Genomic DNA, 25,669 nt, shown 5'->3' with positions numbered 1-25,669 from the left:
CCGGATGGCACCATGGTGGTCATGGACGTTCAGCGCCGCAACAACATCACGGTCACCGGTCCGGCCGACGCCCCCGCGGTGGTGCTCGCGCACGGGTTCGGATGTGACCAGAACATGTGGCGCCTCATCGTGCCGGCGCTGGCCGCGCGCCACCGCGTCGTGCTGTTCGACTACGTCGGCTCCGGCGGCTCGGACCTGTCGGCCTGGTCCGAGGAGCGGTACTCCTCGCTGGACGGCTACGCCCAGGACGTGGCCGACGTCTGCGAGGCGCTGGACCTCGAGGACGCGGTGTTCGTGGGGCACTCGGTCAGCGCCATGGTCGGGGTGCTGGCCGCGCGGATCGTGCCGGAGAGCATCGGCGCGCTGGTGATGGTCGCCCCCTCGCCCTGCTACATCGACGACGAGGGCTACCGCGGCGGCTTCGCCGCGGAGGACATCGACGAGCTGCTGGCCTCCCTGGAGTCCAACTACCTGGGCTGGTCCTCCGCCATGGCGCCGGTGATCATGGGCAACCCGGACCGGCCCGAGCTGGGACAGGAGCTCACCAACAGCTTCTGCGCCACCGACCCCGACATCGCCCGCGTCTTCGCCCGCACCACCTTCCTGACCGACAGCCGGGGCGACCTGGAGTCCGTGACCGTGCCGACCCTGGTCCTGGAGTGCGCCCAGGACGTCATCGCCCCGCGCGAGGTCGGCGCCTACGTGCACGCCGCGATCCCCTCCTCCCGCCTGGTCACCCTCGACGCCATCGGCCACTGCCCCCAGCTGAGCGCTCCGGAGGCCACCGCCCGGGCGATCCTGGACTTCCTGGACACCCGGCCGTGATGTGCCGCACGGGCGACTCGCCCGACCCGGCCGGTGCCGGAGGCCGCGCGCGCACGGCGGCCGCCTTCAGCGCGCTGCTGGAGGACAGCGCCGAGGAACTGTACGAATCGGCGCCCTGCGGGTATCTGTCCACGCTGATGGACGGCACCATCGCCAAGATCAACCGCACGTTGCTCGACTGGCTCGGCCTGGAGCGCGAGGACGTCGTCGGAAGCATGCGCTTCACCGACCTGCTGACCGTCGGCGGCAAGCTCTACCACGAGACGCACTTCGCTCCGCTGCTGCGGATGCAGGGCGAGCTGCGGGGCATCGCCCTGGAGATCAGGAAGGCCGGGGGCGGCCGGCTGCCGGTGCTGGTCTCCTCCGTGGTCAAGTACGGCACCGAGGGCCAGCCGCTGCTGATCCGCACCACGGTCTTCGACGCCTCCGACCGGCGCGCCTACGAGGAGGAGCTGCTCCGCCGCCGTCAGGACGCCGAACGAGCCCGCGCCGAGGCCGAGCGGGCGCGCGCGGAGGCGGAGGAGGCCCACCGGCAGGCGGAGGCCGACCGGCTGCGGCTCGCCGACGCGCTCGCGGTCCTGCAGCAGTCGCTGCTCCCGGAGATCCTGCCCGTCGTGCCCGGCGTGGAGACCGCGGTCCACTACCACACGGCCTCTCCCGACCAGCTCGGCGGCGACTTCTACGACGTGTTCCCCGTCGACGGCACGAGGTGGGCCTTCTTCCTCGGCGACGTGTGCGGCAAGGGCCCCCAGGCGGCCGCCCTCACCTCGCTGACCCGCTACACCCTGCGCGCCGCGGCCCACCACAATCCGGTGCCGGCCGCCGCGCTGACCACGTTGAACACCGTCCTGCACGACCGGTACACCGCCGGCGGCGACCCCCGGTACTGCACGTGTGTCTTCGGCATCCTCGAACCCGGTGCCGACGGAAGCGCGGCCGTGCACCTCGCCTCCGGCGGCCACCCCCCTGCCATCGTCCTGAGGGCCGACGGCAGGGCCGAACTGCTGCCCACTCCCGGCGGACTGCTGGTCGGCATCCTGCCCGACGCGCCGTTCGTCACCGCCACGGCCACGCTGGCGCCCGGCGATACGATTCTGCTCTACACCGACGGGCTGACCGAGGCCCGCACCGGTCCCACCCGTGACCACCTCTACGGCGAGGACGCGCTGCTCGCCTTCGCAGCCGATCAGGCGCCCGCGGCACCCGGAGAGGTGATCGAAGCGCTCACCGACCTGCTGCGGGGCTTCGGCGACGGCCTGGACGACGACACCGCCCTGCTGGCCCTCGGCGTCCCCGCCACCCCGTCTCCCACCGGCCCGGCAACGAATCACTCACGATGACTCCGCTGAACATCACACACCGCGACGCCGCCACCGGCCCCGTTCTGCACGTGGCCGGCGAACTCGACTACGACCAGGCCGCCGCCCTGCGCCGTCAGGTCGAGGACGTCGGCCTCGGGCCGGGACAGTGCCTGACCCTCGATCTGGCCGGCCTGGAGTTCTGCGACTCCACCGGCATCACGGTGCTGCTGGCCGCCTGGCAGCACGCGCGGTCCGCCGGCGCCGACATCGTGCTGGCCGCCGTCCCGTCCAGTCTGCGGCGCGTCTTCACCATCGTCGGCCTCGACCAGGTCTTCAACCTCGAGGCCGGCACCGACGCGTCCGGTGCCTGACGCGGACGGGCCACGCCGGCACGGCCCCCGGCGGCCCGTCCGAAGGGCCTGTCCGACGATTCCCGCCCGCCCCGCGGTGCCCGGCCCCAGGGCCTCTCTTCCGGATCTTGCCGGCGTCGCGGGGTCCGGCACGCACACCTGCGGCGTTGTCGTCACTCGCCGACGCTCCGCGTCGACTCCCTCCTCCGCCTTGCAGCCGCACGCACCAGACCCCGCTCGGGTCGGTCGGAAGTCGCCGTCGACCGGAGCCGGCCTGATCCGAAAGAGAGACCCTAAACGGCCATCGCCTCCTGCAGCCATCGGGTGACGCGGTAGGGGAGCCACCAGACCAGGTCGTCCGCCCGCAGGACGAGGTGCTCGGCGGTCAGCTCCGCCAGGATGTCGGCGGCGATGTCCGAGTGGCGGGCGCCCCGGTCGAGCCGGGCGACGGCTTCCGGGTAGCGGGGGTCGTCGGCGGTGAAGCGGCGCAGGTCGCCCCAGCGCCGGTCGCGGATCTGCAGGAAGCCAGGACCCTGGCGCCACACCAGCTTGCAGAGGTAGTGGCGGGTCCGCCAGGCGTGCAGTGCGGTACCGGCGTCGGCGGGACCCGTGACCGTATGGGGCGGCTGCAGGTGGGACAGCACCTTCCAGGTCTGTTCGGCCCTCCCCGGCGGCAGGCGCAGGTCCCAGTCGACCTGGACCGCCCGTGCGGTCAGGTCGCGGACCAGGCACAGTCTGTCGATCGCGGCCCGGGCCGCGCCCGGCCCGGGCGTGACGAGGTCCACCGGGCTGTCGAGTTCGGCCCGGCGCGCGCCCATGGCCCACAGCCGTTCGGCGGCGCCGGGGTCCGCGGCGAGCGGAACGCGGCCCAGGGACATGCCCGGCAGCGACCGGGCCTGGGCGTCGTGGTCGCGCCAGGCCAGGACGGCCGGGGACGGTGTACTGGAGGACATGGCGGCTCCTCTGGGCTGACCGGGACGTGGGCGGTGTCGGGGGAGAGGACGGGGCGGCGGCCGCGGGCCTCAGGGCAGGGCGGGAGCCGGGGCGGGCCGGGCCGTCGTGGCGTGCCCCTCGGCCGGTGCCGGCGCGGGGCGGGCGTGCAGGTGGCTCATGTAGTCGAGGCGCAGCAGGTCCTGGTTGACGGAGGCGGGCGCGATGTGGACGTACTGGCCGGCGTCGGTGAAGGTCACGCCCAGCGCCGACCATTCGTCCAGGAGTTCCCGCACCTGCCGCGCGGTGCGGTCGGCGAACGCGGGGTCGGCGGTGGCCTTGCGGTGCAGCGCGGCGGGGGAGTGCGGCTGGTCGAGGAGCCGGAAGACGGCGACGCCGAACGGGTCCGTCAGGCGCTTCGTCCGCCACTGGAACGAGTGCCGCCGGCTGACCAGGACGATCTCGTCACCGAGGTCGGTGTGGGTGAGCCGGGCGTCGGTGTGGTGCTTCTTCCACGCGGCGATGGCGTCGTTCAGCCGGGTCACCGTGTCCTCGCCGATGCCGCGTTCGGGCGCCTGGAAGACGTAGGCCAGGTCGTGCAGCTCCTCCTCCGGCAGGTCGTAGGTGAACAGGTAGTGCTCCTCCGGGCGCAGGCCGGTGAAACCCAGCTCGGGCCGGTCGAAGTAGGGGCTGAAACGTTCGATGGCGATCCGCGCCGACAGGTCGACCGGCGGGTTCAGGTGCTCCAGCGCGGGCAGCTGGCCGATCACGGGGTCGTAGTCGGCGTCCGTCTCACCCGGGAAGCCGTGCAGGTAGTTCCAGGAGACCGACAGCCCCGTCTCGGCCGCGTCCCGCAGCATCCGCACGTTCTGGCAGCCGCTGACCCCCTTGTCCATGAGGTCGAGCACCCTGCTGTTGAGGCTCTCGATGCCGGGCTGGACGTAGATGAGGCCGGCGTCGGCGAGGACCTGCAGCTGCGGTCGGCGCATGTTCGCCTTGATCTCGATGTGCATGCGCAGGTCGTAGCCGCTGTCGATGATCCTCGGCAGCACGGTGGACAGGTACCGCATGTCGAGGATGTTGTCGACCACGTACATGTCCAGGACCCGGTGGCGCTCGGCCAGGTCCATGATCTCCCGGTAGAAGGTGTCGGGGCTCTTGCTGCGGAACTCCATGAACGAGCCGTTCAGACCGCAGAACGTGCAGTGGTGCTTCTCGCCCCACCAGCAGCCGCGGGCGCCCTCGACCACCAGCTTGGGCTCCACCCAGTTGCGGGCCACGGACGCGGCCAGACGCTCGAAGTAGCCGCTGTAGTCCGGAGGGAGGATGGCGGCGGGGGGCAGGGGGCCGGCGGGCATCGGGTTGGCGACGGACGTGCCGTCGCTGCGGTGGCACAGCCCGGGTATCCCGGCCGCCGCGCCGGTCGCCGATCCGTCGCGCAGCGCCTCCAGCAGCCGCGGGAAGGCGTCCTCGCCCTCACCGCGCACCACGAAGTCGACGAAGGGGAAGTTGCGGTGCACGGCCGCGCCCTGTTCCGCGTCGCAGTTGGCGCCGCCCATGACCGTCACGACCTGCGGGGCGAGCCGCTTGATGTGCCGGGCCACCGCCAGCGCGGCCGTGTTCTGCTGGAAGGTGGACGTCAGCCCCACGACGTCGGGGGCGAGGTCGGCCACCCGCTGCGCGATCTCCTCCACGAACTCCGGAACGACCGCGTGCAGCCGGCGGGTCATCCGCATCCGTGAGGAGCGCAGCCTGCCGGTCATCACCTCGGTGAACTCGGCTTCCTTCCAGGCGGGATCGTCGTAGAGGGCGCTGGAGAACACCCAGTCGCCGCAGCCGAGGAAGTAGGAGGACAGCGCGTAGTACTCGTAGTCCTCGGCGGAGAACTCGGTGCGCCGGGTGATCCAGTCGGTGAACTCGAGGTTGGCGTGCAGCACTTCACAGGTCGCGCCCGGGACACGTTCGTCGACGCTGCGTTTGAGGATGCCCAGGGCCAGGGAGGGCAGGTCGATGGGCGACCACGGCATGTTGAGCAGGAGAACGCGCACGGACGGCTCCTTGGATGAGAGCGCGGGCGGAGGGCGGGGAGGGACGGCGAGCCCGGCCGGCCCGCGAGGAGGCGGGCCGGCCGGGCGGTGCGTCACTCCTCGGTCTCGTCGCCCTCGTCGGCGTTGCGGAACGGAACGGTGATGGTGATGCCGATGCCCGGCTTCCGGTTCTCCTCGTCGCCCGCGAGCGGGTCGTTGTGGATGATGTCCTTCTGCACGGTGCTTCTCCTTCTTTAGGTGGTGGGAGTGCTGTGCGCACCCGGTCCCGCTGTGGTCTCAGCGGGGCCGGGGTCCTCCCGCCGGTCGGGGAGGACGTCCAGGGGCGCGGGGGGCCGGGTCGGGCAGCCGCGCGCGCAGGAAGGACAGGGCCCGGCGCAGGACGGCGACGTGCGCCGCGCCGTCGTACCCGTCGTGACCGGTGTCGAGCCACATGGCCTCGTGCGCCACGCCCGCGGCCGTCAGCGCGTCGAGGTAGGTACGGATCTGTCCGGGCGGGCATTTGGTGTCGCGGGTCGCGCCCACGACGAGCAGCGGATCCGTCACGCAGGCCGCGTAGGTGAGCGGGGAGCTGCCGGTGTAGCGCTCGGGCACGTCGTCCGGGGTGCCGCCGAACATCCGGATGTCCAGGGCCCGCAGCGCCGGTGTGGTCGCCCGGTGCGCGGCCGCCCAGTCCGCCACCGGTTTCACCGCCACACCGGCCTGCCACAGCCCGGGCCGGCGGCCGAGGGCGAGCAGCACCAGATAGGCGCCCCAGGACACCCCCCACAGCGCGGTGGCGTCGCCGGCGACCAGTCCGCTGGAGACGAGGTCGGCGCGGACCGCGGCCAGGTCATCCACCTGCGTGTGCCCCACCCCGGCGGGAGAGGCGCGCCGCCAGCGGGGTCCGTACCCGGTGGAGCCCCGGTAGTTGACGCGGACGACCGCGTAGCCCGACGCGACCAGCGAGTGCACCGTGCCGTCGTAGGCGTCCCGGTCGTGGTCGGCCGGCCCGCCGTGGACCAGGAAGACTGCGGGCGGCGGAGCGGTGCCGGCCGGCTCGGGCAGGCTCAGCAGGGTGTGCACACGCCCCCATGGCGTGTCCGTCCAGCGGTCGGTGTGCCGGCCGGGAACGACCACGGCGGGGGCGGCGGGCGGCAGGGCCACGCCGTCCGTGGCGCACAGGACCGGTGAGCGGGCGGTGCCGGTCCACAGGTAGTCGACCGCTCCCAGGGCTCTGGGCGCGGCGTCCAGCAGGGTGCCGGCGGGCGTGGGCACGAGGGCGCGGCGCCGGGAGCCGAGGTCGACGCGGTGCAGCAGGGAGCGGCCGTGGCGGTCCTGGCGCACCAGCACCTCCCGGCTGTCCGGGTACCAGCGGGCGGTGATCTCCGTGTCGAACGCGCACCAGCGATGGGTGCGCAGCCCGCGCCCCCGGGTCCAGGTGGCCAGGGCGTACCGGTCGCCGAGATCGCGCACCAGGAGCAGCTCGCCGTGCCCGGCCACGGCGGTGAAGCCCTGGCACCACAGCCCGGCTCCGGCTCGGCCGGGGCCGGGCAGGGTGGCGACGGTCCGGCCGTCGCGCGCGACGACCGAGACGGCCGCCTCCTCGCCGGCCGCCGCGGCGAGGGCGATCAGTTCGCCGTCCGCGCTGATGCCGCCCAGCCGGTACGACCGGGGCATCCGCAGCACCGCGTCGGGGGCGCGGCCGCGCCGGCCGACCGTCACCACGGTCCGCTCGCCCCGGGCGACCGCCGTGGCGACCGTCCCGTCCGCGCTCACGCCCAGCCCGCGCGGCGGGCCGGCCGGTGCGCCGGGCAGGCCCGGCAGCCGCGGGCCGCCGTCGAAGTGCCGGAACCACCAGCGGCCCTCTCCCGCCGCGTCCTCGTCGAACCACCACACGTACCCGTCGGCGTCCATCGCCCGGTGGACGGTGCCCCCCGTGCTGTCGGTCACCTGCTGGACCCGGCGGGTGACGGCGTCCCACGTGAACACCTCGCAGCGGCCGTCGGCGTCCCCGGTGAAGACCATGCGGTGCCGGTCGGCCGGGCACACGTCCGGCAGGGTGGCCACGAAGACCTGGTACGCGTCGGTCATGGCCGGCCCCCTGGAGCGGACCCGCCCGCAGGGGCGCCGGCCGCCCGCCCGTCCCCCGGCGCGGGCGGGCGCAGCACGGCGGCCCCGCAACGCTGGGTGTGCACGGCCAGCACGGCCAGCACGGCGCCACAGGCGAGCGCCGCGGCCCTGCCCCCGCCCCAGTGCACCAGTGCGGCCGCGCACGCCGGTGCCAGGGCCGCGGCCATGGTGGCGCCGGCGGCCAGTACGGCTCCTGCCCGCGACTGCAGCTCCGGGGGTGCGGCGAGGACGGCCGCGGCGCCGAGCACCACCGTGACGACGGGCAGTACCGCGCACAGCGCGGAGAAGCTCAGCGCCCACAGCCACGGCCCCCCGGCCACCGACAGGGCGGCGCACGGCACCAGGAGCAGCCAGGTGGCCGCGACCAGCGACCGGCGCGCCCCCAGGCGCCGCACCACGCGCGCCGCCACCAGCGAACCGGCCAGTCCGGCGGCTCCGGAGGCCGCGAGCACGCCGCCGGTGACGGCGCCGCCCGAGCCGTCGCCGAGCACGAACACGGCGGTGTAGAAGAGCAGGGCGAGCACGCCGCTCGCCACCGACGACCACAGCAGCACCAGACGCAGCGCGGGGGAGCGGACCACCACCACCAGACCGGCCCGCAACTCGCCCGTGAACACCCGCCGGGGCGCGTCGCCGGTGCCGCCGGACGGCCGCCGCGCTCCGGCGGCCGGCCGGGCGGACACGGCCGGCCCGTCGAGCCGGCCGCGCAGGGCCCGTGCCCCCAGCGCCGCCACCGCGTAGGTGACCGCGTCCACGGCGAACGGCAGGAAGCGGCTCACGCCGAACAGAACACCGCCCAGCGCCGGCCCGGCCACCAGCGCCGCCTGATCGCCCGCCTGAAGGCCGGCCACCGCCCGCGGCATGTCGTCCGCGGCCGCCAGCCGGGACAGCGAGCCGCGCGCCGCGGCCTCGTACGCCGTGGCGCACAGTCGCTCGGTGAGGGCCAGGCCCAGCAGGGCCCACAGCGGCGGGTGCCCGAGGCAGGCGACGGCCAGTGCGGCCATGGCCAGCGCCGCCACTACCGCCGACGCGGTCATGACGGCGCGCCGGTGTCCCCGGTCGGCCGGCACGGCGACCAGCGGCCCCAGCAGCACGCCGGCGACGGCGGCGGCGCTGGCGAACACGCCGGCGGTTCCCGGGCCGTTGCCCAGGTCCAGCAGCAGGAGCGGGAACACCAGACCGGACGCCTGACTGCCGAGCCCGTCGACGGCGTTGACGAACCACAGCACGGCTGTGTCGCGGCGGCTTCCCGCGCCGGCCGCCGGCTCCCGCATGTGGGGGACGGCCACGGGCGAGGGCGGCTCGCCGTCGGCGCGCCGCGGTAAACCGGACACGTCGATGCCCCCCACCTCCCTGAGTGCCCGGCAGCCACCGCCGGGGGCGTCCGGCGGGGTGCCTGCGAAAGCCGATGGCGTCCCGAGAAGTCGACCGCCATGTGTGAGAAATGTGTGCGACGTGCGAAAGCGGGCTGGAGCCTAATCACCCAGGCGCCGGGGGAACAAGGGCCCTGAACATTCCTCGAGTTCCCGTGACGCCCGGAAGATGGCCGACACACGACTGGCCGTCGGGCACGCCCCGTCACCGCAGGACGGCGCCCCGGCAGCCCGGGCGGGCGCCGCCGCGGACGGACGCGGCGCCTTCGCGATAGCGCACCCCGTACGCCTCCGGGGACCGCGGTGCGGACCCCGCGACGGCGGCTCGTACGGGTGATGCCCGCACGCCCGTACGGGACCGGCGGATCGCCGAGGACCCCGCGACGGGGCCGCACCCGGGCGTTGCGTGTGAAACCCGAGGTTCCGCACGCGCGCAGGCGCGGCCTCGTGCGGACCCGGCCGCCACGCCGCCGGTCAGGCCGGCGACGCGCCCGGTGGAGGCCGTGGAGCCTGTTTCACTTTGGCCGACAACAGGCCCGGCCGAAGCGTCGAGTACGGCCCGCGGCGGCCGCCGAGGGAGCGGCCCGGCCGTCGCGCCTCAGCGTCCCAGCAGCAGTCCCGTCCCCCGCACCTCGGCGTGGATGCCGTCCTCGCCCACCGTCACACGCTGCAGGCGCAGGGCGCCCGCGGGAGGCTTCGGCAGTCGGAAGGAGAAGGAGAAACGGTCGGCGATCCGCGGCCGGGTGAGCTTGGTCAGCTCGTCGAGGAAGGACAGGTCCAGCCCCAGCCGCTTCAGCACGGCCGGGTGGGCGAGTGCCGTGTCCACGAGGTTCACGCGGGTCAGGGCGTGCACCAGACGCGGTGCTCCGGTGAGCCTGTGCAGCGCGTCCTCGTCGCGCAGGGCCGTGCGCACCACACTGTCCGGGAGGCCCAGGCGGCGCACGATCTCCGGCACGCCGAGCAGGGCCTTGACCTTCCGCGCCTCCCGGCCGAGCCGGCGCGCCGAGGCGCGGGTCAGGTGCAGGCCCTCGGCGGGCCCGGTCCCGGGCCGGTACGTCGCGAGGTCGCCGACGTCCAGCCGCATGCCGTCCACGGAGGTGGCGATGCCGCGCTCCCCGTCCCGCCGGATGCGCACGTCGGCCCGTACGCGCACGTCCCGTCCCGCGACGCGCAGCGAGCCGAGGGCCCGGATCCCTCCCGGGCCGTGCGGGGTGAAGGCGACCTGCGAGGCGCCGAGTTCGCGGTTCATGTCGGCGAAGGACAGCAGGACCCGCCCGCGCACCTGGTGGACGAGCGCGCCGCGCACCGCGGTGGGCCCGTCGCCGTCGATGCGGATGTCGTGTGCGGTGGCGCTGACCCGGGTGAGGGTGACCCGGTGGGCCGGGACGTCCGGCACGGTGACCCGGACCGAGTCCAGGCGCCGTGCGGCCAGCTGGGTCAGGAACGGGAACCCGCCGATCCGCACCTCGGGGGCGGCCGCGAGGTGCAGTTGGTCCTTGAGCCGTTCGGACGCCTCGCGTTCGGCGTAGAGCAGCGCCCAGCGGTCGGCGAGGGCCGCGAGGCAGGTGAGGGCGAGCGACCAGGCCAGGACCCTGACCACGACGGGCAGGCCGGTGGCGCGGTTGCGGCGGCGGCCGCCGCGCCTGTGGTTCGGCGGTGCCCAGGGCTCCTCGGCGTCGTCGTCCCGCACGGCCGGCGTGCTGTCCCCGGCGGTCAAGTCGTCCAGTGGGCCGTCGGCCAGGGCCGCCAGTTCGTCGTACGGGTTGCGTGGGGAGGGAACCCGTTCGGCGGGAGGTCCGTCGGACGGAGAGGGATGATGCGTCTGTATGTGGGGGGTACGCATCGGCAGATTTGATCATATGGTCCCACCCGGCTCGCAAGTCCCGCCCGAGGCAGGGTGCGAATCGAGCCACTGTGTGACTGGAACCCGTCGCCTCGGACCGGTCAGGAGTGCCGGGCGTGCACCGGGCTGTTGGCCACCTCGTCCGGGCACTTCCGGTGCGGCCGCCGCTTCTCGCGGTCGCGTCGCCAGTCGAACGCCGCGAGGGCCAGGGACGCCAGCATGCCCGCGAGCGCGGACGCCAGCGCGACGCCGAGCGCGCCCCGGAAGTCGCTGCTCCTGCCCAGCACCACGTAGAACAGGCCGGGCAGAGCGGCGGTCCCCACCGCCGCGCCGAGCCGCTGGCCCGTCTGCAGGGCGCCGCCCGCCGCTCCCGCCATGCGTACGGGCACGTCCCGCAGGGTCATGGTGATGTTGGGCGAGACCACGAAGCCACTGCCGACGCCGCCGAGGAGCAGGACCGGGGCGGTGAGCCAGACGGCGGTGTCCAGGGGCGCGAAGCGGAGCAGCAGAGCCGTACCGCCGAGGCCTGCGATCACCCCCGCCAGGCCGCACACGGTGAGCACCCGCCCGAACCGGTCGACCAGCCGGCCCGCGACCACGGCCGCGCACGCCGAGCCCAGGGCGAACGGCGTCACGGCGAGGCCGGAACGGAGCGGGGAGTAGCCGAGGCCGCGCTGGTAGAAGAGGGCGAACACCAGCCAGACGCCGCTGAAGCCGATGAAGTACAGCGTGCCGACGCCGGCTCCGACGGCGTAACCGCGCACGGTGGTGAACAGGCGCGGGTCGAGCAGCGGCTGGATGCCGCGGGCGACGAGGCGACGTTGCCACCGCACGAAGACGGCGAGCAGGGCGACACCGGCGGGGAACAGCCACCACAGGTGCCCGATGCCACCGGAGTCCGCCTGGACGAGCGGGTACATGAGCGCCAGGACCCCGAGACCGAGGAGCAGGACGCCGGGCACGTCCACGTGCCCCCGGCCGGACTGCCGGGTGCGGGGCAGCAGGCGGCGGCCGAGGAGAACGGCGAGGATGCCGATGGGGACGTTGACGTAGAAGATCCACCGCCAGCCCTGCTCGCCGGAGGCCAGGGCGAGGATGGCGCCACCGGTGACGGGGCCGACGGCCGAGGAGATGCCGACGGTCGCCCCGAAGAACCCGAAGGCGCGCCCGCGCTCGGCACCCCGGAACATCTGCTGGATCAGCGCGGAGTTCTGGGGCGCCATGAAACCGGCCGCCAGACCCTGGGCGAGCCGGGCCGGCACCAGCAGCGTGATGTCGGGGGCCGCCCCGCAGGCAGCGCTGAAGACCACGAAGGCACCGAGCGCCAGCAGGAAGATGCGGCGCCGGTCCAGAGCGTCGCCGAGGCGTCCGGCGGTGACGAGGGCGAGGGCGAAGGCGAGGGCGTACCCCGACACCACCCACTGCACCTCGGCGGGCGAGGCGTGCAGGTCGCGCTGGATCGTGGGCAGGGCGACGGCCACGATCGTGACGTCCAGCAGGCTCATGAAGCCGGCCACCAGCGTGACCCACAGGGCACGCCAACGACGGGGGTCCGGCTCGGGCCGGGTCTCCCCGGCACCCGGGCCCGGACCGCCTGTCGCCGACGCCGACGTCGTCACTCGGGCTCCTCTCACCGGTGCGGCACCCGAGTGAACCAAGTTCCCCCGGCGGGGTGTGGGCACACGCCGCGGCCCGCGTCCGAAACCCCCCGGGGTGGCTCAGGCACTGCCGCTCACCAGGCATCCCGGCATTTCCGTCACGCCGAGTAGCGACTCGGGCGCCGGGTGAAGGCACCCGTTTGAGCCGGCGATAACTGCGCAGGTGTTGTTCCTGGTGATACGAACGGCGAAAGGAAATCCGTCATGGCGGCGACCGACAACGACGACTCGGTGGACCTCGCCGCGGTCAGCCGCCACAGGGTGCTGTTCCGCGCCGTCGAGAGGCGGCGCAACCCCAAGCTGCGGCGCGGCGACATCACCGTGACCGATGAGGCCGCCGTGAAACGGGCCACCAAGGCCGCCGCCCTCGGCAACGCCATGGAGTGGTACGACTTCGGCATCTACAGCTATCTCGCCGCCACCCTCGGCAAGGTCTTCTTCCCCTCGGGCAACGACACCGCCCAGCTGCTCAGCTCCTTCGCGACCTTCGCCGTGGCGTTCCTGGTGCGTCCCGTCGGCGGAATGGTCCTCGGGCCGCTCGGCGACAGGATCGGCCGCAAGCGCATCCTCTCCCTCACCATGATCATGATGGCGGTGGGGACCTTCGCCATCGGGCTCATCCCCTCGCACGCCGCCATCGGCCTCTGGGCCCCGGCCCTGCTGATCCTCTTCCGGCTGGTACAGGGCTTCTCGACCGGCGGTGAGTACGGAGGCGCCTCGACGTTCATCGCGGAGTACGCGCCGGACAAGCGGCGCGGCTTCTTCGGAAGCTTCCTGGAGTTCGGCACGCTCGCCGGATACGTGGGAGCATCCGGCCTCGTCGTCATCCTCACCAGCGTCCTCGGCGAGGACCAGATGCTGCAGTGGGGCTGGCGGGTCCCCTTCCTGGTCGCGGCGCCGCTCGGCTTCATCGGCCTCTACCTGCGGCTGAAGCTGGACGAGACGCCGGCCTTCCAGAAGCTGGAGGGCGGCCAGGCCGGGGCGGGCGAGGCCGCCGACGCCGTGGAGGCCTCGGCCACCGGCGACCTCGGCAAGATCTTCACCCGGTACTGGCGGCCGCTGCTGCTGTGCCTCGCGCTCGTCGCGGCGTACAACATCACCGACTACATGCTGCTGTCGTACATGCCGACGTACCTGTCCGACGAACTGGGCTACGGGACCAACCGCGGCCTGCTGATCCTGCTTCTGGTGATGGTCCTCCAGATGTGCGTCCTCAGCCGGGTCGGCCGGCTCTCGGACCGCTTCGGACGCAAACCGCTCCTGATGACCGGCATGCTCGGCTTCCTCCTCCTCTCCGTGCCCGCCTTCCTCCTCATCCGGCAGGGCGACGTCGTCCTCATCACCGCGGGCCTGCTGCTGATGGGACTGTCCCTGGTGGCGATGCTCGGCACCATGTCGGCGGCGCTCCCGGCGATCTTCCCCACCCAGGTCCGCTACGGTTCGCTCTCGGTCGCCTACAACCTCTCCACGTCGGTCTTCGGCGGCACGACGCCCCTGGTGATCACCGCCCTGATCAGCGCCTTCGGCACCAACCTCATGCCCGCCTACTACGCCACGGCCGCCGCGGCGGTCGGCGTCGTCGCGGTCCTGTGCATGAAGGAGACCGCCAACGAGCCGCTGGCCGGCTCCCCGCCGTCCGTCGAGACGGAGCAGGAGGCCGCCGAACTCGTCCGCGCCCAGTCCCCGTTGCCGAAGTTCTGATCCCGGTCGACGCGGAACTGTCCGCGAGAGCCCTTCCGGGTGAACCTGTGCCGGTCCCCGGCCTGGGCCCAGCAGCCTCAGGCTCGTCCGTCAAGTACCTGGCGGCATGTCATGTCCACCGTGATCATCGCCACGATCGAGAATATTACTGAGCGGTTCGGCAGGTCCTTACGTAGGCTGACGATCGACCAAGTACTCCTGCTTACAGGGGAATTCATGCAGAAGAGGTTCACGGGGAAACGCAAGCTCGCGGTCGTCGGAGCGCTGACCGCCGTCGCCATCGCAGTGCCCGCGGCGGGCGCGATCGCGGCGGAGATCAACGGCAGCAGGCTTCCGTTCTCGATCGCCACCGGCGGCAGCGACGAGGACGGTGACCGCTGGAAGGGACCGGGCAGCGGTCACGCCAAGGCCTGCGGTGACGTTCCGGTCAACGACACGCGGACGTTCAGCGCTTACATCTACCAGGACAAGAGGCTCCGCCCCGACCCGCAGATCGCCAGCACGTCCCGCAGCTACAGGCAGGCCTACGGCTGCGGTTCGTACAAGGGCACCAGCACGAGTGGCAAGTACTACACCAAGGTCAGCTGGGCCGGTATACCGGGCAGCCGGGCCTATGGTTACGTGAACGCCCAGAACTGACTCAGGAATCACGTGACCACTCATCACAGCGCCGCCGCGACCGGCTCCCAGCCGGTCGCGGCGGTCGCGGGCGTCAGCGTGCGGTACGGTCCGACGACCGCTCTGGACGACGTCTCCCTCGAATTCCCTCCCGGCGTCACCGGTCTTCTCGGGCCCAACGGGGCCGGGAAGAGCACCCTGTTGTCGCTGTTGAGCACCGCCCGCAGGCCGAGGACCGGAAGTGTCACCCTGCTGGGGGAGGACGCGTCGGGACGGGCGCGCGTGCAGCGTCTCAGGCGGCGGATCGGGGTGCTCCCGCAGTCCTTCGGATTCTATCCGCGCTTCACCGTACTGGAGTTCACCGAGTACGCCGCATGGCTGCGCAAGGTGCCTGCCGCTCAGCGGCGCGAACGGGCCGTCGAGGCGCTGAGCCTGGTGCAGATGGAGAAGTACACCGGCCGCAGGATGGGCGCCCTGTCCGGCGGCATGCTGCGCCGCGTCGGCATCGCCCAGGCCATGGTCAACGAGCCGTCCCTGGTCCTCCTCGACGAGCCGACGGTCGGTCTGGATCCCGCCCAGCGGGTCGGCTTCCGGAGCCTGATCAAGGATCTGGGCGACCGGTGCGCGGTCGTGATGAGCACACACCTGGCCGAGGACGTGGCGCACGTGTGCGACCGGGTCGCCGTCCTGCTGGAAGGCACGGTCCGCTTCACGGGAACGGTCGCCGAGCTGTGCGCCCTGCCCGGTGGGGGAGCGTCCTCCGGGGACGCCGGTTCTTCCGGTCCGGTGGCCCCTCAGATCGACGGGAGGGCCGTGGAAGCCGGATACCTGCATCTGGCCGGACCGGAGGCGGTGGCGACGTGATGCGCATCCTGCTGACCGAGATGCGGCGGGGCGAGGCGAAGTGGGCCGCGGCCCTCATGGGCGGCGCCGGCGTCTACTACTTCAACGCGGAGAGCCCCGGCGACAGCGACTGGATCGGCTGGTGGACGCAGACCAGCCTTCAGGTCCAGCTCTTCTCCGTGATCGTCATGGGCTCGGTGATGAGCGCCGCGGCCGCCTGGGGAGCGGGCCGGGCCTTCCGTCACCGCACGCGGGCCTGGGCCGACACGGCTGCCCGGAACGGATGGTCGCAGGCGCTCCTGCTGTGGCTCGCGGCCTGGCTCTGGGCCCTGATCGCGTACGCCGTGTTCATCGCCGTCGCGTTCTCGCGCACCGCGGCGGTCAGTGACGTCAGCGAGCCGGCCTGGACGCCGCTGCTGCTGGGCGCGAGCATGATGGGCCTGGAGATCGCCGCCGGCGTCGCCATCGGCTCGGCGCTGCCGTCGCGTGTGGTCGCACCGTTCGCCGGAATCCTGTGGTACGGCCTGTTCGTGTTCGTCGCATTCGTTCCGGACACTCCTCTCGACAAGCTGTTCCCCGCGATCGACGAGTTCTGGAGCTCGGAGTTCGAGCCGAACAGGACCCGCATGCTGATCGCCGTCGCCTGGTGCCTGGCCCTCGGCCTCGTGCTGACCGCTCTGCCCGCCCTGCGGCGCCGCGCGGCGCTCGCGCCCCGGCCCCTGACCCTGTCCGTGCTCACCCTGGTGGCGCTGGTCGCGGGCGGCACACTCGTGGCGTTCCGCACGCCGGTGCCCGACTCGTACTGGGCCGTGCGCAAGGGGCAGCCCGCACACCCGCTCTGCGCGGCCAGCGGCAGGACCAATGTGTGCCTCTGGCCCGAGGACCGCCACCTCCTGCCGGAGGCCCGCGCCGCGGTGAGGACCGTCGACTCGGGGCTCGGCCCCCTGACCGGCTTCAACCGCGAGTTCTACGCCAGCGGCCTCGACCGCCCGGCGGCCGGCACCGCCGAACTGCCCGTGATGTCACCCGCCGAAAGCCGGACCGAACTGACCGACGCCATGTTCTCGGCTGCCCTGCCGCAGCCCGCGGCGCCGGACTGCCGACCGCACCTGCTGAAGGAGATCGGGGGCTACCCCGACACCTTCCTCTTCGAAGCCGCGGTCCGCACCCGCGTCGGCGCACCCGGCGAGTACTACGGTGAGAGCTTCGGCCGGGCACTCGACCGGATCACGAGCGCACCCCGCGCGCGGCAGGACGCCTGGATCGAAGGGGCGGCCAGGAACATTCGCGCCTGCAGGCCCGTGCCCGGACTTCCCGGGTGAACCCCGTGTCGCCCGAGCCGAACGCGCCGGCCGGCCGCCTCCGGAGCCGTCGCGTGAGCCTGGCGGGCAGTCCCCGGCACGGCGCCGTGGCCGCCTTCGTACGCTGCCGCGGTCTGCCCCGGGCCGCCGGTGCCGCGCTGCTGGTCGCCCTGGTGGCCACCGCCTTCGCGGGACAGCGTGTGGCGGTGCCCCAGTTCAGGTACCTGGTGGACTTCAGCGTGCCGGTCGCCGAAGTCGTGCCGCTCGCCCACGCGGTCATCCTGGCCACCACGCTGTTCTCGCCCATGGCCGACCTCGAGGAGACCTCGGCCCAGCCGATGCGGCGCCACCAGGGGACCTACCTGGTGACGCTGCTCGTCCTGGCCCTGGGCCTGAGCGCACTGCCGCTGCTCGCCGGTGCGACGGGGGAGGTGTGCACGTCCGCCGCCCGCAACGTCGTCGGCTACCTCGGGCTCGCCATGATCAGCGCCCGCCTCTTCGGCAGCGGGCTGGCCTGGCTGCTGCCGCTCGGCATGTTCGGGCCCACCCTGTTCCTGGGCGTGAGCAGCGCCAACACTCCCGAGCCCTGGGCCTGGTCGCTGCATACGGCAGCCAGCGTCCCGGCAGCGGTCCAGGCCGCTGCGCTCTGGACGACCGGTGCGTGCGCGGCCGCGACGGGCCGGCCCCGGCAGACGGAGCGGGCCGAGCACACCTGACCGGTACGCACGGCCGGGCCCTCGCTCACGGCTCGATACCCACTCGGTCCCACAGGCTCGGCCCCGAGCCGTCGCGCCATGCCTCCAGCTCCTGACCGCTGACACACACGATCCCGCACTGATCCGCGTACTCCAGCGCGGGTGCGGTGAAGTCGCTGGTGGTGACGACCACCGCGACGTCGGCGCCGTGAACGGTGAAGCAGGTCCCCCCGAAGCGCTGCAGGTCCTGGGAGCCGACCTTGTTGCCGTCACCGTACTGCTTGCACTGGATGACCACTCGCCGCCCCTGTGAGGTGACGGCGGTGACGTCCGCCCCCAGGTCACCAGGCCCTCCCACCGTTTCCACCGCACGACAGCCGTCCCGGGTGCACAGCTCGGCCACGGCCTGCTCGAAGCCGTCGGGGTCGAGTGCGGCGTAGTCGGTCACGAGGGCGAGGGCGGTGGTCTCCTCCCCGGCGCCCGGAGCCGGCGGCACGGTGGCGACCGGCGTCGACTCCGGTGCCGTCATCTCGGCGGGCGGGCCTCCTGGTGCGGCGGCCCCGGCGGGGAAGACGGCCGCCTCGCCGGCGCGGAGGCTGTCGGCAGCCGTCTCGGCCCCCGCCTCCAGCGCCCGGGCGGCCCGGCGCGCGCAGCGCGCCGCGGAGAAACGGCGCCACCTGTCCCGGAACATCAGTGCGGACGCGCCGCCCAGCAGCGCCAGCGCCACGGCCCACAGCGGGCGGTGTTCGACGATGCCCGCCGCCGTGCGGGCCAGGAACGACACGACGCACAGGCTGATCGCGAGCAGGAGGAAGAACAGAGCGGTCGTGCGCAGATCGAAGCGGCGGCCGCGGTTCACACGTCGGACACGGCGCACGGGTATGGTCATGCCGGCTTCCTCCTGGACAGTGACGACGAAGATCACTCGTTACCACTGCCCCGAGATCGCCGAATGCTGTCGGTGCCCCTACCGGTCATGTACGCGACTGCCACGCTTGGGCGGCGGGTGCGCCGCATCGGTCGTCACCGGACCTGCTCACTTTCACGGCGCCGGGGAACACGGAGATGTGCACACGACGACCCACGGCGCACACGGACCGTGGCGAGGCAGACAGCCCGATCTGGAGGCGAGGACATGGCGGGGCCGGAGTCCACGAAGAGCGACCACGAGCAGTCCCGGACAGCACCGCGAACCAGCCTGGAGCTGGAGGCGGTGGGTGCCGGAGCGTACATCGTGGACGAAGAGGGCCGCATCGTCGCCGTCAACAGCCGCGCCGAGCACCTCCTGGCCCGGTCCGCCGAGGATCTCGTGGGCCAGGACGCCCATGAGCTGCTGCACCGCGGACCCCAGGGTCAGCCCCTAACCGCGACGCAGTGCGGCATGCGGCAGGCCTTCCACGCCGGACGTCCGGCCCAGTCCGCAGAGGACTATTTCGCCCGGGGAGACGACTCCCTCCTGCCCGTCTCATGGATGATCACCCCGTACCAGGTGCGCGACCACGAGTCCGGCACGCTCGTGATCTTCCACTCCGCCGGACAGGCCAGGGCCGCCGGGCCGCGCCAGGAGCATGCCGCCGAGACGCTGACCGACTTCGAACGACTGGCCCTGCTGGCCGAGACGACCACTCAGCTGACCTCCACCCTGGACGTGGACGAGGCGCTGCGCCGGCTCGTCGGCCTGGTGGTGCCGCGGCTGGCGGACTGGGCCGTGATCGACCTGATCACCGAGCGGGACGAGGTATGGCGTACCGCGGTGGTCCAGGCCGACGGGGACGGTCTCGTGTACCACGAGGACCTCCAGGGGCCGATGCCACCCGTACCGGAGAGCAGCCCCATGCCGCTGTCCCGGGCCCTGCGCGGTGTCGCGTCCACCCTGGCCGGCCCCGAGACCTACCAGCAGGCCCCGGATTCCGGCATCGCGGTCGAGCAACGCCGTCTGTTCGAGGCCACGGGCATCCGTTCAGCGGCCATCGCCCCGATCCGCAGCACCCGTGCCGTCCTCGGGGCCCTCACCCTGGGACGCGCCACCAAGCCGGGGAACTTCACCGTCGCCGACCTTCCCCTGTTCGAGGACATCGCCCGCCGCGCCGGCCTGGCGCTGGACAACGCCCGTCTCTACCAGCGTCAGCGCGCGGTCGCCGAGACCATGCAGAACCACCTCCTGCCCCAGATGCCGCGCGTGCCGGGCCTGGAGATGACGGTCCGGTACCTGCCCGCCCCCGACGCCTCGCAGGTCGGCGGCGACTGGTACGACGCCTTCACGCTGTCCGACAGCGCCACGGCCCTGGCCGTCGGGGACGTCGTGGGCCACGATCTGGAGGCCGCCGCCGGGATGGCCCAGCTGCGCAACATGCTCCGTGCGTACGCCTGGTCGGAGCGAGAGCCCTGCAGCCGGATCGTGGAACGTCTCGACGAGGCGATCATGCCCATCACCGACGTCGCCATGGCCACCCTGATATTCGCCAGGATCCTTCACTGCGACGGTCACTGGCAGCTGTCCTGGACCAACGCCGGCCACCTCCCCCCGCTGCTCGTCAGCCGCGACGGCCTCGCCCAGTACCTCACCGACGGGCACGGTCTGCTGCTGGGCACCGGAGTGAACGCCTCCCGCCCGGACGCCACCGCGCTGCTGCCGCCCGGCTGCACCCTCGTGCTCTACACCGACGGCCTGGTCGAAGCACCCGGCCACACCCTCGACGAGGGCCTGAACAGACTGCGCCAGCACGCCGCCGCCCTCGCCCACCGCCCTCTGGAGTCCTTCACCGACCAGCTGCTGCGGCGCGTTCACCCACCCGGCCACGACGACGTCGCCCTCCTGGTGCTGCGCACACCGCACACCGGCGGGCACCAGCCCGGCCTCGCCGCGGAGTGACCGCCCCGCCGGTTTCCGCGCCGCGCCGACGCCCGGAGCGCGTCCGCGCTCTCCACTCCCCGGTGTCGTGGAGCGACTTGGATGGCGGGTCCCTCTCAGCCGAGGGCGCGACGGGCTCGCGTGAACGAATCCACGCGGCCTCGTGCCACGTCGCCGCCCTCGGCGTCACACCTCGCCGTTCCCGCCGGACCGGGCGTCGGCGGGCGGCTGGAAGCAGGCGGTGACGTCCTTGCCGCGCGGGCAGCGGTGGGCCTTCCAGTCGTCCGCCAGGGCGTCGACCAGGACCATCCCGCGTCCTCCGAGGGCGTCGTCTCCGGCCTGGCGTTGCTCGGGCAGCCGGGACGAGGCGTCATGGACGGTCACGTGCAGGCACTCCTGATCCCAGGTGAGGATGAGCTGTGCCGTGCTGCGGGCGTGGACGTGGGCGTTGGTGACCAGCTCGGAAACGGCCAGCACCACCGAGTCCACCAGATCCGGTGCCGTCCGTGCCCAGCCGAGCGTCGCCAGGTGCGCCCGCGTCCAGTCCCTCGCCACCTTCACGCCGCTGCTGACCGGCAGCGAACGCGCCCATCCGACAGCTCTCATCGACGAGTCCTGCGTCACTGTCGCTCCTTCGGCTCGACCACGGTGCTCGTCCCGTCTGCCCCGGTATCGGCGTCCTCAACCCGGGCGGGCCACCGGAACGGTCACCTCACAGTCCCTTGGACGCGTAGTCGTAGCGGTCGTTGTAGCGGACGTACGCCTTGCCTCCCTCGAAGGGCTCGAAGGGGTCGGGCTGGTGCGCCTTGGCGTCCTTGAGGAAGTAGTTGCCGAGTTCGCATCCCCCGCGTGCGCGGAAGGAGGACACCTTGTTCTTCCAGTAGTCGGTGAACTTGAACTTCTTGCAGTGCGCCTTGGTGGTGCTCCACTGGGCCATGGCACCCCGGAAGTTGCTGTGTTCCCAGACGCAGTACCAGCCGGCCCGGCACGATGCCCTGGTCGCGGACATCAGCACACGGACCTGCCCGTTCTCGTAGGAGATCTCGTTGCTGCTGAGCTTCTTGCCGTGGGGGACCGCGGCCATGTAGGCGTCGGCCTGTGAGGATCCGGAGGCCGCCTGGGCCGGCAGCGCGGCGAACCCACCCGCGATCAACGTACCTGCACTGAGGGCGACAGCGGCCTTCTGCCGAGTCTTCATCGGGTCGTCTCCTCTCGTTTGCGAGCTGAGGCTTCAGCACACGCACGAAGCTACGCGCGGCGATCCCGGCGGACATCCGGCACAGGTTGATTTCGGGATCACCCCGACGCGGTAGCCGGCGGCGGACTACGTCCGGGTGTCTACGGCGCCGGTTTACCCAGCCGGACTCCCGGCACCGGCGCACGCCGGCGGTGCGTGCGCCGAACGGGGCGGCACGCCTACCCCCCGGCCGGACACCGGTAGACGGTGGACTGCCGGGCCTGGAAGCCGAGACGCTCGTACAGCCGGTTCGCCGCCGCACGATCCGGCCGGGAGGTGAGGTCAACCGTTCGGGCGCCCGCCTCCCGGGCGATCCGCAGGGCCTCCCGGATGAGGAGACCGGCGACGCCACGTCCTCGCGCCGCGCCGTCGACGACCACGTCTTCGACGCGCGCCCGCAGGCCGGACGGCAACGGCAGCAACACCAGGGTCAGGGTGCCGACGATCGTGTCGGGCATCCGCGCGACGAGTACGGTGCTGGTGTCACACGACACCAGCCGGCCGACCGCCGCTTCGTCCAGAGGCCTGGCGGTCGCGGACAACTGCGGAAGCAGCCGCTCGAAGGCGTCGACGAGTTCCCCACTCGCCTCCTGGACGATCTCCACCCGGATATCCATGCCAGGACCCTATCGGCCGGGGCGCTGCCGCTGCCGGAAGCGCGTCTGCCGGCGTCCTCCGGGCCGTGCCTCCCCGAGGCCGCGCCGCAGAGGTGGGCAGCCGACGGCACTCCTCCCAACGGGCTTTTCTCGTACGGTAGTTGACGCAGTCAACGCCTACTGCTTCACTGCATCAGTGGCTGATCCACTGGTCCACTGAACCACTCGTACTCTGACCTGTCGGCGCCGCACCCCACGAAGGTGCGGCGCCGGCCAACGCAGAAGGAGCATGGTGAGCAGACCCTCGAAACGGCGCGGTGCCCTGATCGGCATGATGCTGTGCGTCGTCGCCGGCACCGCCCAGCCGGCGATCGCCTCGACGGCGGCGCACCCGAGTCAACGGACACCGGTGTCCCGTCCCTCCCCGGTCCAGGCGACGGAGCAGGGGGTCGCGCGCTCACTGGCCTCCTCGTTGCGGGATCCGCGGTGGAGGGAACGGGTCCGCACGGCCGCGCTCGGCGCGGCACGAGACGTGGACCTGCAGAACCTGGCCGCCACGGCAGGGAACCCGGCGGGGAAGGAACTGGGCACCTCGGTCGCCGCCGCGAACCGGCGCATCCTGACCCTCAAGGGACTGCCCGCGAGCACCGGGCCGCTGCTGCGCGTGCGCCTTGCCGCGCCGGCCATGCGGCCGCGCCTGAGCACCGGTGTCACCCCATGGGTCGCCGTCGCGGCAGCCGACGACGACGCCAAGACCCTCACGGCATACGACGCCCGGGGCCACGTCCACGCCGTGAACACCTCCCGGACACCCGAGCGCCCCCTCTACATCCTGGACGTCGACGTCTCCAAGGCCCATCGGGCGGGGTTGGCGGTGGTGCGCGAGGCACTCGCCGGCAAGGGGCTCGCCGCACCCGGGAACGGGTCGGCGAACACCTCCGCAGCGGGCGGCTGGTGGGCCACCAAGGTCACCGCCGTGGAGGTGAAGGACGACGAGGAGCCCTGGTTCAAGGGCGCGGCCGAGATGTTCTCGCTGGTGACCGGTTTCGGACCGGACGGCAAGGCGCGCGTCGACTCCGTCGACATGCCGTACCTGGGCTACGACGGCACCATCTACCACCCGAACCAGATACTGGTCAACTGGTCGAACTACAAGTACGACCTGGCCGACGTCGTCATGATGGAGGACGACGACGGCACCAACTACAAGGCGCTTGCCCAGGCGCTCACCACGGCCCTGCTCACCGTGACCGATCAGGGGGCCTACATCCCCCTGGTGAACGCGGTCCTGAGCGCGATGCCCGACTCCTGGTTCACCGACGACCCCGACTACGTGGAATCCTGGTACACCCTGTCCAGGAACTCCACGGGCCGGATCGACGGTGCCTCGGGCAACGGCTGGATGACCGTCGAACCGTACTTCGTCCAGCAGTTCTGACCGCCCCGACGGCCGTGCCGGGGGCCGTCACCACGGCCGTCGGCGGCGGCAACTATGCTCCCGCGCATGAGCGATGCGGGCGACGGCAGCAGCGGCAGACGGGTTGTCGACGGGCGGTTCGAGCTGCGGAAACGGCTCGGCGGTGGCGGCATGGGCATGGTCTGGACGGCCCAGGACCTCGTCCTGCACCGGAGCGTGGCCGTCAAGGAGGTGCGGCCACCCGATCCGGACCTCGCCGAGTACGACCCGGAAGCCGCCCTCATGCTGCGGGAACGGGTCCTGCGGGAGGCGCGCGCCCTGGCCCGGGTCGAGCACCCCAACGTGGTGACGATCCACCACATCGTGGACGGCGGCCCGGGGACCTACCCCTGGATCGTCATGGAACTGGTCACCGGCGGTTCCCTGGCCGACCGTCTCGCCCGCGGCCCCATGGATCCCGGGGAGGCGGCGCTGCTCGGACGCGAAGTGCTGGCCGCGCTGCGCGCGGCGCACGAGGCGGGCATCCAGCACCGTGACGTGAAACCGGCCAACGTCCTGCTGCGCCCGGACGGCCGTCCGGTGCTCACCGACTTCGGCATCGCGGCGATCCGCGAGGCGACCACCCTCACGGCCACCGGGTCGGTCATCGGCACCCCCGACTACATGGCCCCGGAACGCGTCGCCGGTCACGAGGGAGGGCCCGCCTCGGACCTGTGGTCGCTGGCGATGATGCTCTACACCGCCGTGGAGGGCCGTCACCCCCTGCGCAGGGGCACCACACTGGCGACGCTCGCGGCCGTCCTCAGCGAGCAGGTGCCCCCACCGGTCCGGGCCGGTGCGCTCGGCGACGTCCTGGTCCGGGTTCTCGTCCGCGAGCCCTCGGCACGGCCCGGTGCCCGGGAACTGGACCGGATGCTGGAGGCCGCGGCCCACGACTCCCGCACACCCACCTCCTACCCCCTGCAGCCCCCGCCCGCCGTACCGGCACCGCCGGCCACGGCGAGCACGGCGGCACCCGGCTTCGGGCCGCCGCCCGGAATGCGCCCCGGGCCGTACGACGCCCGCCCCGCACACACGGTGCCGTCGAAGCCGGCGGACACCCGTCCCTCCTCCACGACCGTGCCCGTGCGCCGCGGCCGCCGCGGGCGCTGGGCGCCGGCCGGCCTGCCCGCCGTGGTGGTGGCGCTCGCCGGCACGCTCGTGTGGACGCTCTGGCCCGATGGCAGCACCCGGGCCTCCGGTGCGTCGGGGTCCCCGGCCTCCACAGGTCCGGCGGCCAGGACACCGTCGGGGGCCGGACCGGCCTCCTCCGCGTCACCCGAGAGGACTGCGGGGGCCGGCACGAAGGACCTGCTGACTCCGGCCGGTATCCGCACCGCCGTCCAGGCGTTCGAGAAGGAGACCGGCCGAAGCCGTTTCGGGAGCCTCACGGTGTACCCGCAGTACATCGACGCCGAGCTGATGGTGAAGGGCAGTGACACCAAGTACGACACGTACACCTACCGTGCCGGTGAGGGCGTGAGGAAGGGCATCATCAGCTCCACGCTGCCCGGCAACCAGACACCCGTCACCCTGGACGGGTTCGACTGGGACGCGGTGCCCGCGCTGCTGCGCGAGAGCGTCAGGAAGCTCAAGGTCGACCACGTCACCTCCCGCTACCTGCTGCTGAACACGCCGGACAAGATCTTCGGCACGCCCGCGGGGATGTCCGTGTACCTCAGCGACAAGTACGGCGAGGGCGGCTATGTGCAAGCGGATCCCAAGGGCAGGGTGCTGAAGGTCGTGGCCAGCGGCTCCTGAGACAGGACCCTTCGCGCGGACGTCCCGCCTTACGAAACGGTGACCCGGCGGGCGTGTGCCGTGCGCTCGCCGCGGCCACGCGCGATGGTGGTGCGGCTCGGCGCCGGTCATGCGGGCGTCGCCGCGGTACAGGGAAGCGGCTGCCGCGAGTGGGCGCCCCGGGCCGATCCCGG

22 protein-coding genes are annotated in these 25,669 nt (G+C 72.8%); 11 read left to right on the top strand and 11 right to left on the bottom strand.

Annotated features, from left to right (window positions below; genetic code table 11):
* The first annotated feature begins 21 nt into the window (after positions 1–21).
* The 3 genes from IE177_RS20800 to IE177_RS20790 are packed head-to-tail and all read left to right on the top strand — an operon-like array spanning position 22 to position 2,497.
* A complete protein-coding gene (locus IE177_RS20800; protein ID WP_190016836.1) occupies positions 22–825 on the top strand; it encodes an alpha/beta fold hydrolase in 804 nt (267 codons plus the stop codon).
* Positions 825–2,165, top strand: a complete 1,341-nt coding sequence (locus IE177_RS20795; protein WP_190016835.1) for a SpoIIE family protein phosphatase — start codon at positions 825–827, stop codon at positions 2,163–2,165. Before IE177_RS20800 ends, IE177_RS20795 begins: the two co-directional genes overlap by 1 nt.
* The gene (locus tag IE177_RS20790) at positions 2,162–2,497 is read left to right on the top strand and encodes an STAS domain-containing protein (protein ID WP_190016834.1); all 336 of its coding nucleotides are present in this window, start codon (positions 2,162–2,164) and stop codon (positions 2,495–2,497) included. Before IE177_RS20795 ends, IE177_RS20790 begins: the two co-directional genes overlap by 4 nt.
* Positions 2,498–2,769: 272 nt before the next feature.
* On the opposite strand, the gene IE177_RS20785 is transcribed toward IE177_RS20790, so the two are convergent.
* From IE177_RS20785 to IE177_RS20760, 7 genes are all read right to left on the bottom strand, one after another.
* On the bottom strand, positions 2,770–3,429 hold the full coding sequence (locus tag IE177_RS20785) for a DUF5825 family protein (protein ID WP_190016833.1): 660 nt from the start codon (positions 3,427–3,429) through the stop codon (positions 2,770–2,772).
* Positions 3,430–3,498: 69 nt separating this feature from the next.
* The gene (locus IE177_RS20780; RefSeq protein ID WP_190016881.1) at positions 3,499–5,454 is read right to left on the bottom strand and encodes a RiPP maturation radical SAM C-methyltransferase; all 1,956 of its coding nucleotides are present in this window, start codon (positions 5,452–5,454) and stop codon (positions 3,499–3,501) included.
* Positions 5,455–5,546: 92 nt separating this feature from the next.
* Positions 5,547–5,672: a hypothetical protein gene (locus tag IE177_RS35480; protein WP_268253179.1), complete on the bottom strand. Its 126-nt coding sequence runs from the start codon at positions 5,670–5,672 to the stop codon at positions 5,547–5,549.
* 58 nt (positions 5,673–5,730) lie between these two features.
* Positions 5,731–7,524 (bottom strand): S9 family peptidase, encoded by a 1,794-nt coding sequence (locus IE177_RS20775; RefSeq protein WP_229816182.1) that lies wholly within the window; start codon positions 7,522–7,524, stop codon positions 5,731–5,733.
* On the bottom strand, positions 7,521–8,897 hold the full coding sequence (locus IE177_RS20770; RefSeq protein ID WP_229816181.1) for an MFS transporter: 1,377 nt from the start codon (positions 8,895–8,897) through the stop codon (positions 7,521–7,523). Before IE177_RS20770 ends, IE177_RS20775 begins: the two co-directional genes overlap by 4 nt.
* A 637-nt stretch (positions 8,898–9,534) precedes the next feature.
* A complete protein-coding gene (locus IE177_RS20765; protein ID WP_190016832.1) occupies positions 9,535–10,779 on the bottom strand; it encodes an LmeA family phospholipid-binding protein in 1,245 nt (414 codons plus the stop codon).
* A 101-nt stretch (positions 10,780–10,880) separates the two neighbouring features.
* Positions 10,881–12,398, bottom strand: a complete 1,518-nt coding sequence (locus tag IE177_RS20760; protein WP_190016831.1) for an MFS transporter — start codon at positions 12,396–12,398, stop codon at positions 10,881–10,883.
* A 243-nt stretch (positions 12,399–12,641) separates the two neighbouring features.
* On the opposite strand from IE177_RS20760, the gene proP reads away from it, so the two are divergent.
* The 5 genes from proP to IE177_RS20735 all read left to right on the top strand — a co-directional run bounded on the left by proP (position 12,642) and on the right by IE177_RS20735 (position 17,616).
* Positions 12,642–14,138, top strand: coding sequence for a glycine betaine/L-proline transporter ProP (proP, locus tag IE177_RS20755; RefSeq protein WP_190016830.1), 1,497 nt, complete (start codon positions 12,642–12,644; stop codon positions 14,136–14,138).
* 216 nt (positions 14,139–14,354) lie between these two features.
* Positions 14,355–14,777 (top strand): hypothetical protein, encoded by a 423-nt coding sequence (locus IE177_RS20750; RefSeq protein WP_229816180.1) that lies wholly within the window; start codon positions 14,355–14,357, stop codon positions 14,775–14,777.
* Between the two features lie 12 nt (positions 14,778–14,789).
* Positions 14,790–15,620 (top strand): ATP-binding cassette domain-containing protein, encoded by an 831-nt coding sequence (locus tag IE177_RS20745; protein ID WP_190016828.1) that lies wholly within the window; start codon positions 14,790–14,792, stop codon positions 15,618–15,620.
* Positions 15,620–16,921 carry a DUF7224 domain-containing protein gene (locus IE177_RS20740; protein ID WP_190016827.1) on the top strand — a complete coding sequence of 434 codons (1,302 nt, stop codon included), beginning with the start codon at positions 15,620–15,622 and terminating at the stop codon, positions 16,919–16,921. Before IE177_RS20745 ends, IE177_RS20740 begins: the two co-directional genes overlap by 1 nt.
* Before the next feature lie 53 nt (positions 16,922–16,974).
* On the top strand, positions 16,975–17,616 hold the full coding sequence (locus tag IE177_RS20735) for a hypothetical protein (RefSeq protein ID WP_190016826.1): 642 nt from the start codon (positions 16,975–16,977) through the stop codon (positions 17,614–17,616).
* Between the two features lie 25 nt (positions 17,617–17,641).
* Here IE177_RS20735 and IE177_RS20730 read toward each other — a convergent pair whose 3' ends face one another.
* Positions 17,642–18,484, bottom strand: coding sequence for a restriction endonuclease (locus tag IE177_RS20730; RefSeq protein WP_190016825.1), 843 nt, complete (start codon positions 18,482–18,484; stop codon positions 17,642–17,644).
* Between the two features lie 246 nt (positions 18,485–18,730).
* Here IE177_RS20730 and IE177_RS20725 point away from each other — a divergent pair, with 246 nt between their 5' ends.
* On the top strand, positions 18,731–20,467 hold the full coding sequence (locus IE177_RS20725) for a SpoIIE family protein phosphatase (protein WP_190016824.1): 1,737 nt from the start codon (positions 18,731–18,733) through the stop codon (positions 20,465–20,467).
* Between the two features lie 165 nt (positions 20,468–20,632).
* On the opposite strand, the gene IE177_RS20720 is transcribed toward IE177_RS20725, so the two are convergent.
* From IE177_RS20720 to IE177_RS20710, 3 genes are all read right to left on the bottom strand, one after another.
* Positions 20,633–21,052 carry an ATP-binding protein gene (locus IE177_RS20720; protein ID WP_229816179.1) on the bottom strand — a complete coding sequence of 140 codons (420 nt, stop codon included), beginning with the start codon at positions 21,050–21,052 and terminating at the stop codon, positions 20,633–20,635.
* Between the two features lie 106 nt (positions 21,053–21,158).
* A complete protein-coding gene (locus tag IE177_RS20715) occupies positions 21,159–21,644 on the bottom strand; it encodes a peptidase inhibitor family I36 protein (protein WP_190016822.1) in 486 nt (161 codons plus the stop codon).
* A 218-nt stretch (positions 21,645–21,862) separates the two neighbouring features.
* Positions 21,863–22,300 carry a GNAT family N-acetyltransferase gene (locus IE177_RS20710; protein WP_190016821.1) on the bottom strand — a complete coding sequence of 146 codons (438 nt, stop codon included), beginning with the start codon at positions 22,298–22,300 and terminating at the stop codon, positions 21,863–21,865.
* Positions 22,301–22,568: 268 nt separating this feature from the next.
* Here IE177_RS20710 and IE177_RS20705 point away from each other — a divergent pair, with 268 nt between their 5' ends.
* On the top strand, positions 22,569–23,717 hold the full coding sequence (locus tag IE177_RS20705) for a DUF3103 family protein (protein ID WP_190016820.1): 1,149 nt from the start codon (positions 22,569–22,571) through the stop codon (positions 23,715–23,717).
* Between the two features lie 66 nt (positions 23,718–23,783).
* The gene (locus IE177_RS20700; protein WP_229816178.1) at positions 23,784–25,496 is read left to right on the top strand and encodes a serine/threonine-protein kinase; all 1,713 of its coding nucleotides are present in this window, start codon (positions 23,784–23,786) and stop codon (positions 25,494–25,496) included.
* The last annotated feature ends 173 nt before the right edge of the window (positions 25,497–25,669 follow it).

Origin of the sequence: Streptomyces lucensis JCM 4490 (assembly GCF_014650035.1) — a bacterium.
In the GTDB taxonomy this organism is placed as follows: Bacteria; Actinomycetota; Actinomycetes; order Streptomycetales; family Streptomycetaceae; genus Streptomyces; species Streptomyces lucensis.
The sequence above is the reverse complement of the archived record's forward strand: the minus strand, read 5'-3'. Positions and strand labels throughout refer to the sequence as shown.

Coding starts and splice junctions, on each gene's coding strand:
- IE177_RS20710 (WP_190016821.1), bottom strand. CDS start 22,300: ATGGATATCCGGGTGGAGATCGTCCAGGAGGCGAGTGGGGAACTCGTC.
- IE177_RS20790 (WP_190016834.1), top strand. CDS start 2,162: ATGACTCCGCTGAACATCACACACCGCGACGCCGCCACCGGCCCCGTT.
- proP (WP_190016830.1), top strand. CDS start 12,642: ATGGCGGCGACCGACAACGACGACTCGGTGGACCTCGCCGCGGTCAGC.
- IE177_RS20725 (WP_190016824.1), top strand. CDS start 18,731: ATGGCGGGGCCGGAGTCCACGAAGAGCGACCACGAGCAGTCCCGGACA.
- IE177_RS20750 (WP_229816180.1), top strand. CDS start 14,355: ATGCAGAAGAGGTTCACGGGGAAACGCAAGCTCGCGGTCGTCGGAGCG.
- IE177_RS20765 (WP_190016832.1), bottom strand. CDS start 10,779: ATGCGTACCCCCCACATACAGACGCATCATCCCTCTCCGTCCGACGGA.
- IE177_RS20785 (WP_190016833.1), bottom strand. CDS start 3,429: ATGTCCTCCAGTACACCGTCCCCGGCCGTCCTGGCCTGGCGCGACCAC.
- IE177_RS20730 (WP_190016825.1), bottom strand. CDS start 18,484: ATGACCATACCCGTGCGCCGTGTCCGACGTGTGAACCGCGGCCGCCGC.
- IE177_RS20700 (WP_229816178.1), top strand. CDS start 23,784: ATGAGCGATGCGGGCGACGGCAGCAGCGGCAGACGGGTTGTCGACGGG.
- IE177_RS20720 (WP_229816179.1), bottom strand. CDS start 21,052: ATGAGAGCTGTCGGATGGGCGCGTTCGCTGCCGGTCAGCAGCGGCGTG.
- IE177_RS20715 (WP_190016822.1), bottom strand. CDS start 21,644: ATGAAGACTCGGCAGAAGGCCGCTGTCGCCCTCAGTGCAGGTACGTTG.
- IE177_RS20705 (WP_190016820.1), top strand. CDS start 22,569: ATGGTGAGCAGACCCTCGAAACGGCGCGGTGCCCTGATCGGCATGATG.
- IE177_RS20775 (WP_229816182.1), bottom strand. CDS start 7,524: ATGACCGACGCGTACCAGGTCTTCGTGGCCACCCTGCCGGACGTGTGC.
- IE177_RS20740 (WP_190016827.1), top strand. CDS start 15,620: ATGCGCATCCTGCTGACCGAGATGCGGCGGGGCGAGGCGAAGTGGGCC.
- IE177_RS20795 (WP_190016835.1), top strand. CDS start 825: ATGTGCCGCACGGGCGACTCGCCCGACCCGGCCGGTGCCGGAGGCCGC.
- IE177_RS20800 (WP_190016836.1), top strand. CDS start 22: ATGGACGTTCAGCGCCGCAACAACATCACGGTCACCGGTCCGGCCGAC.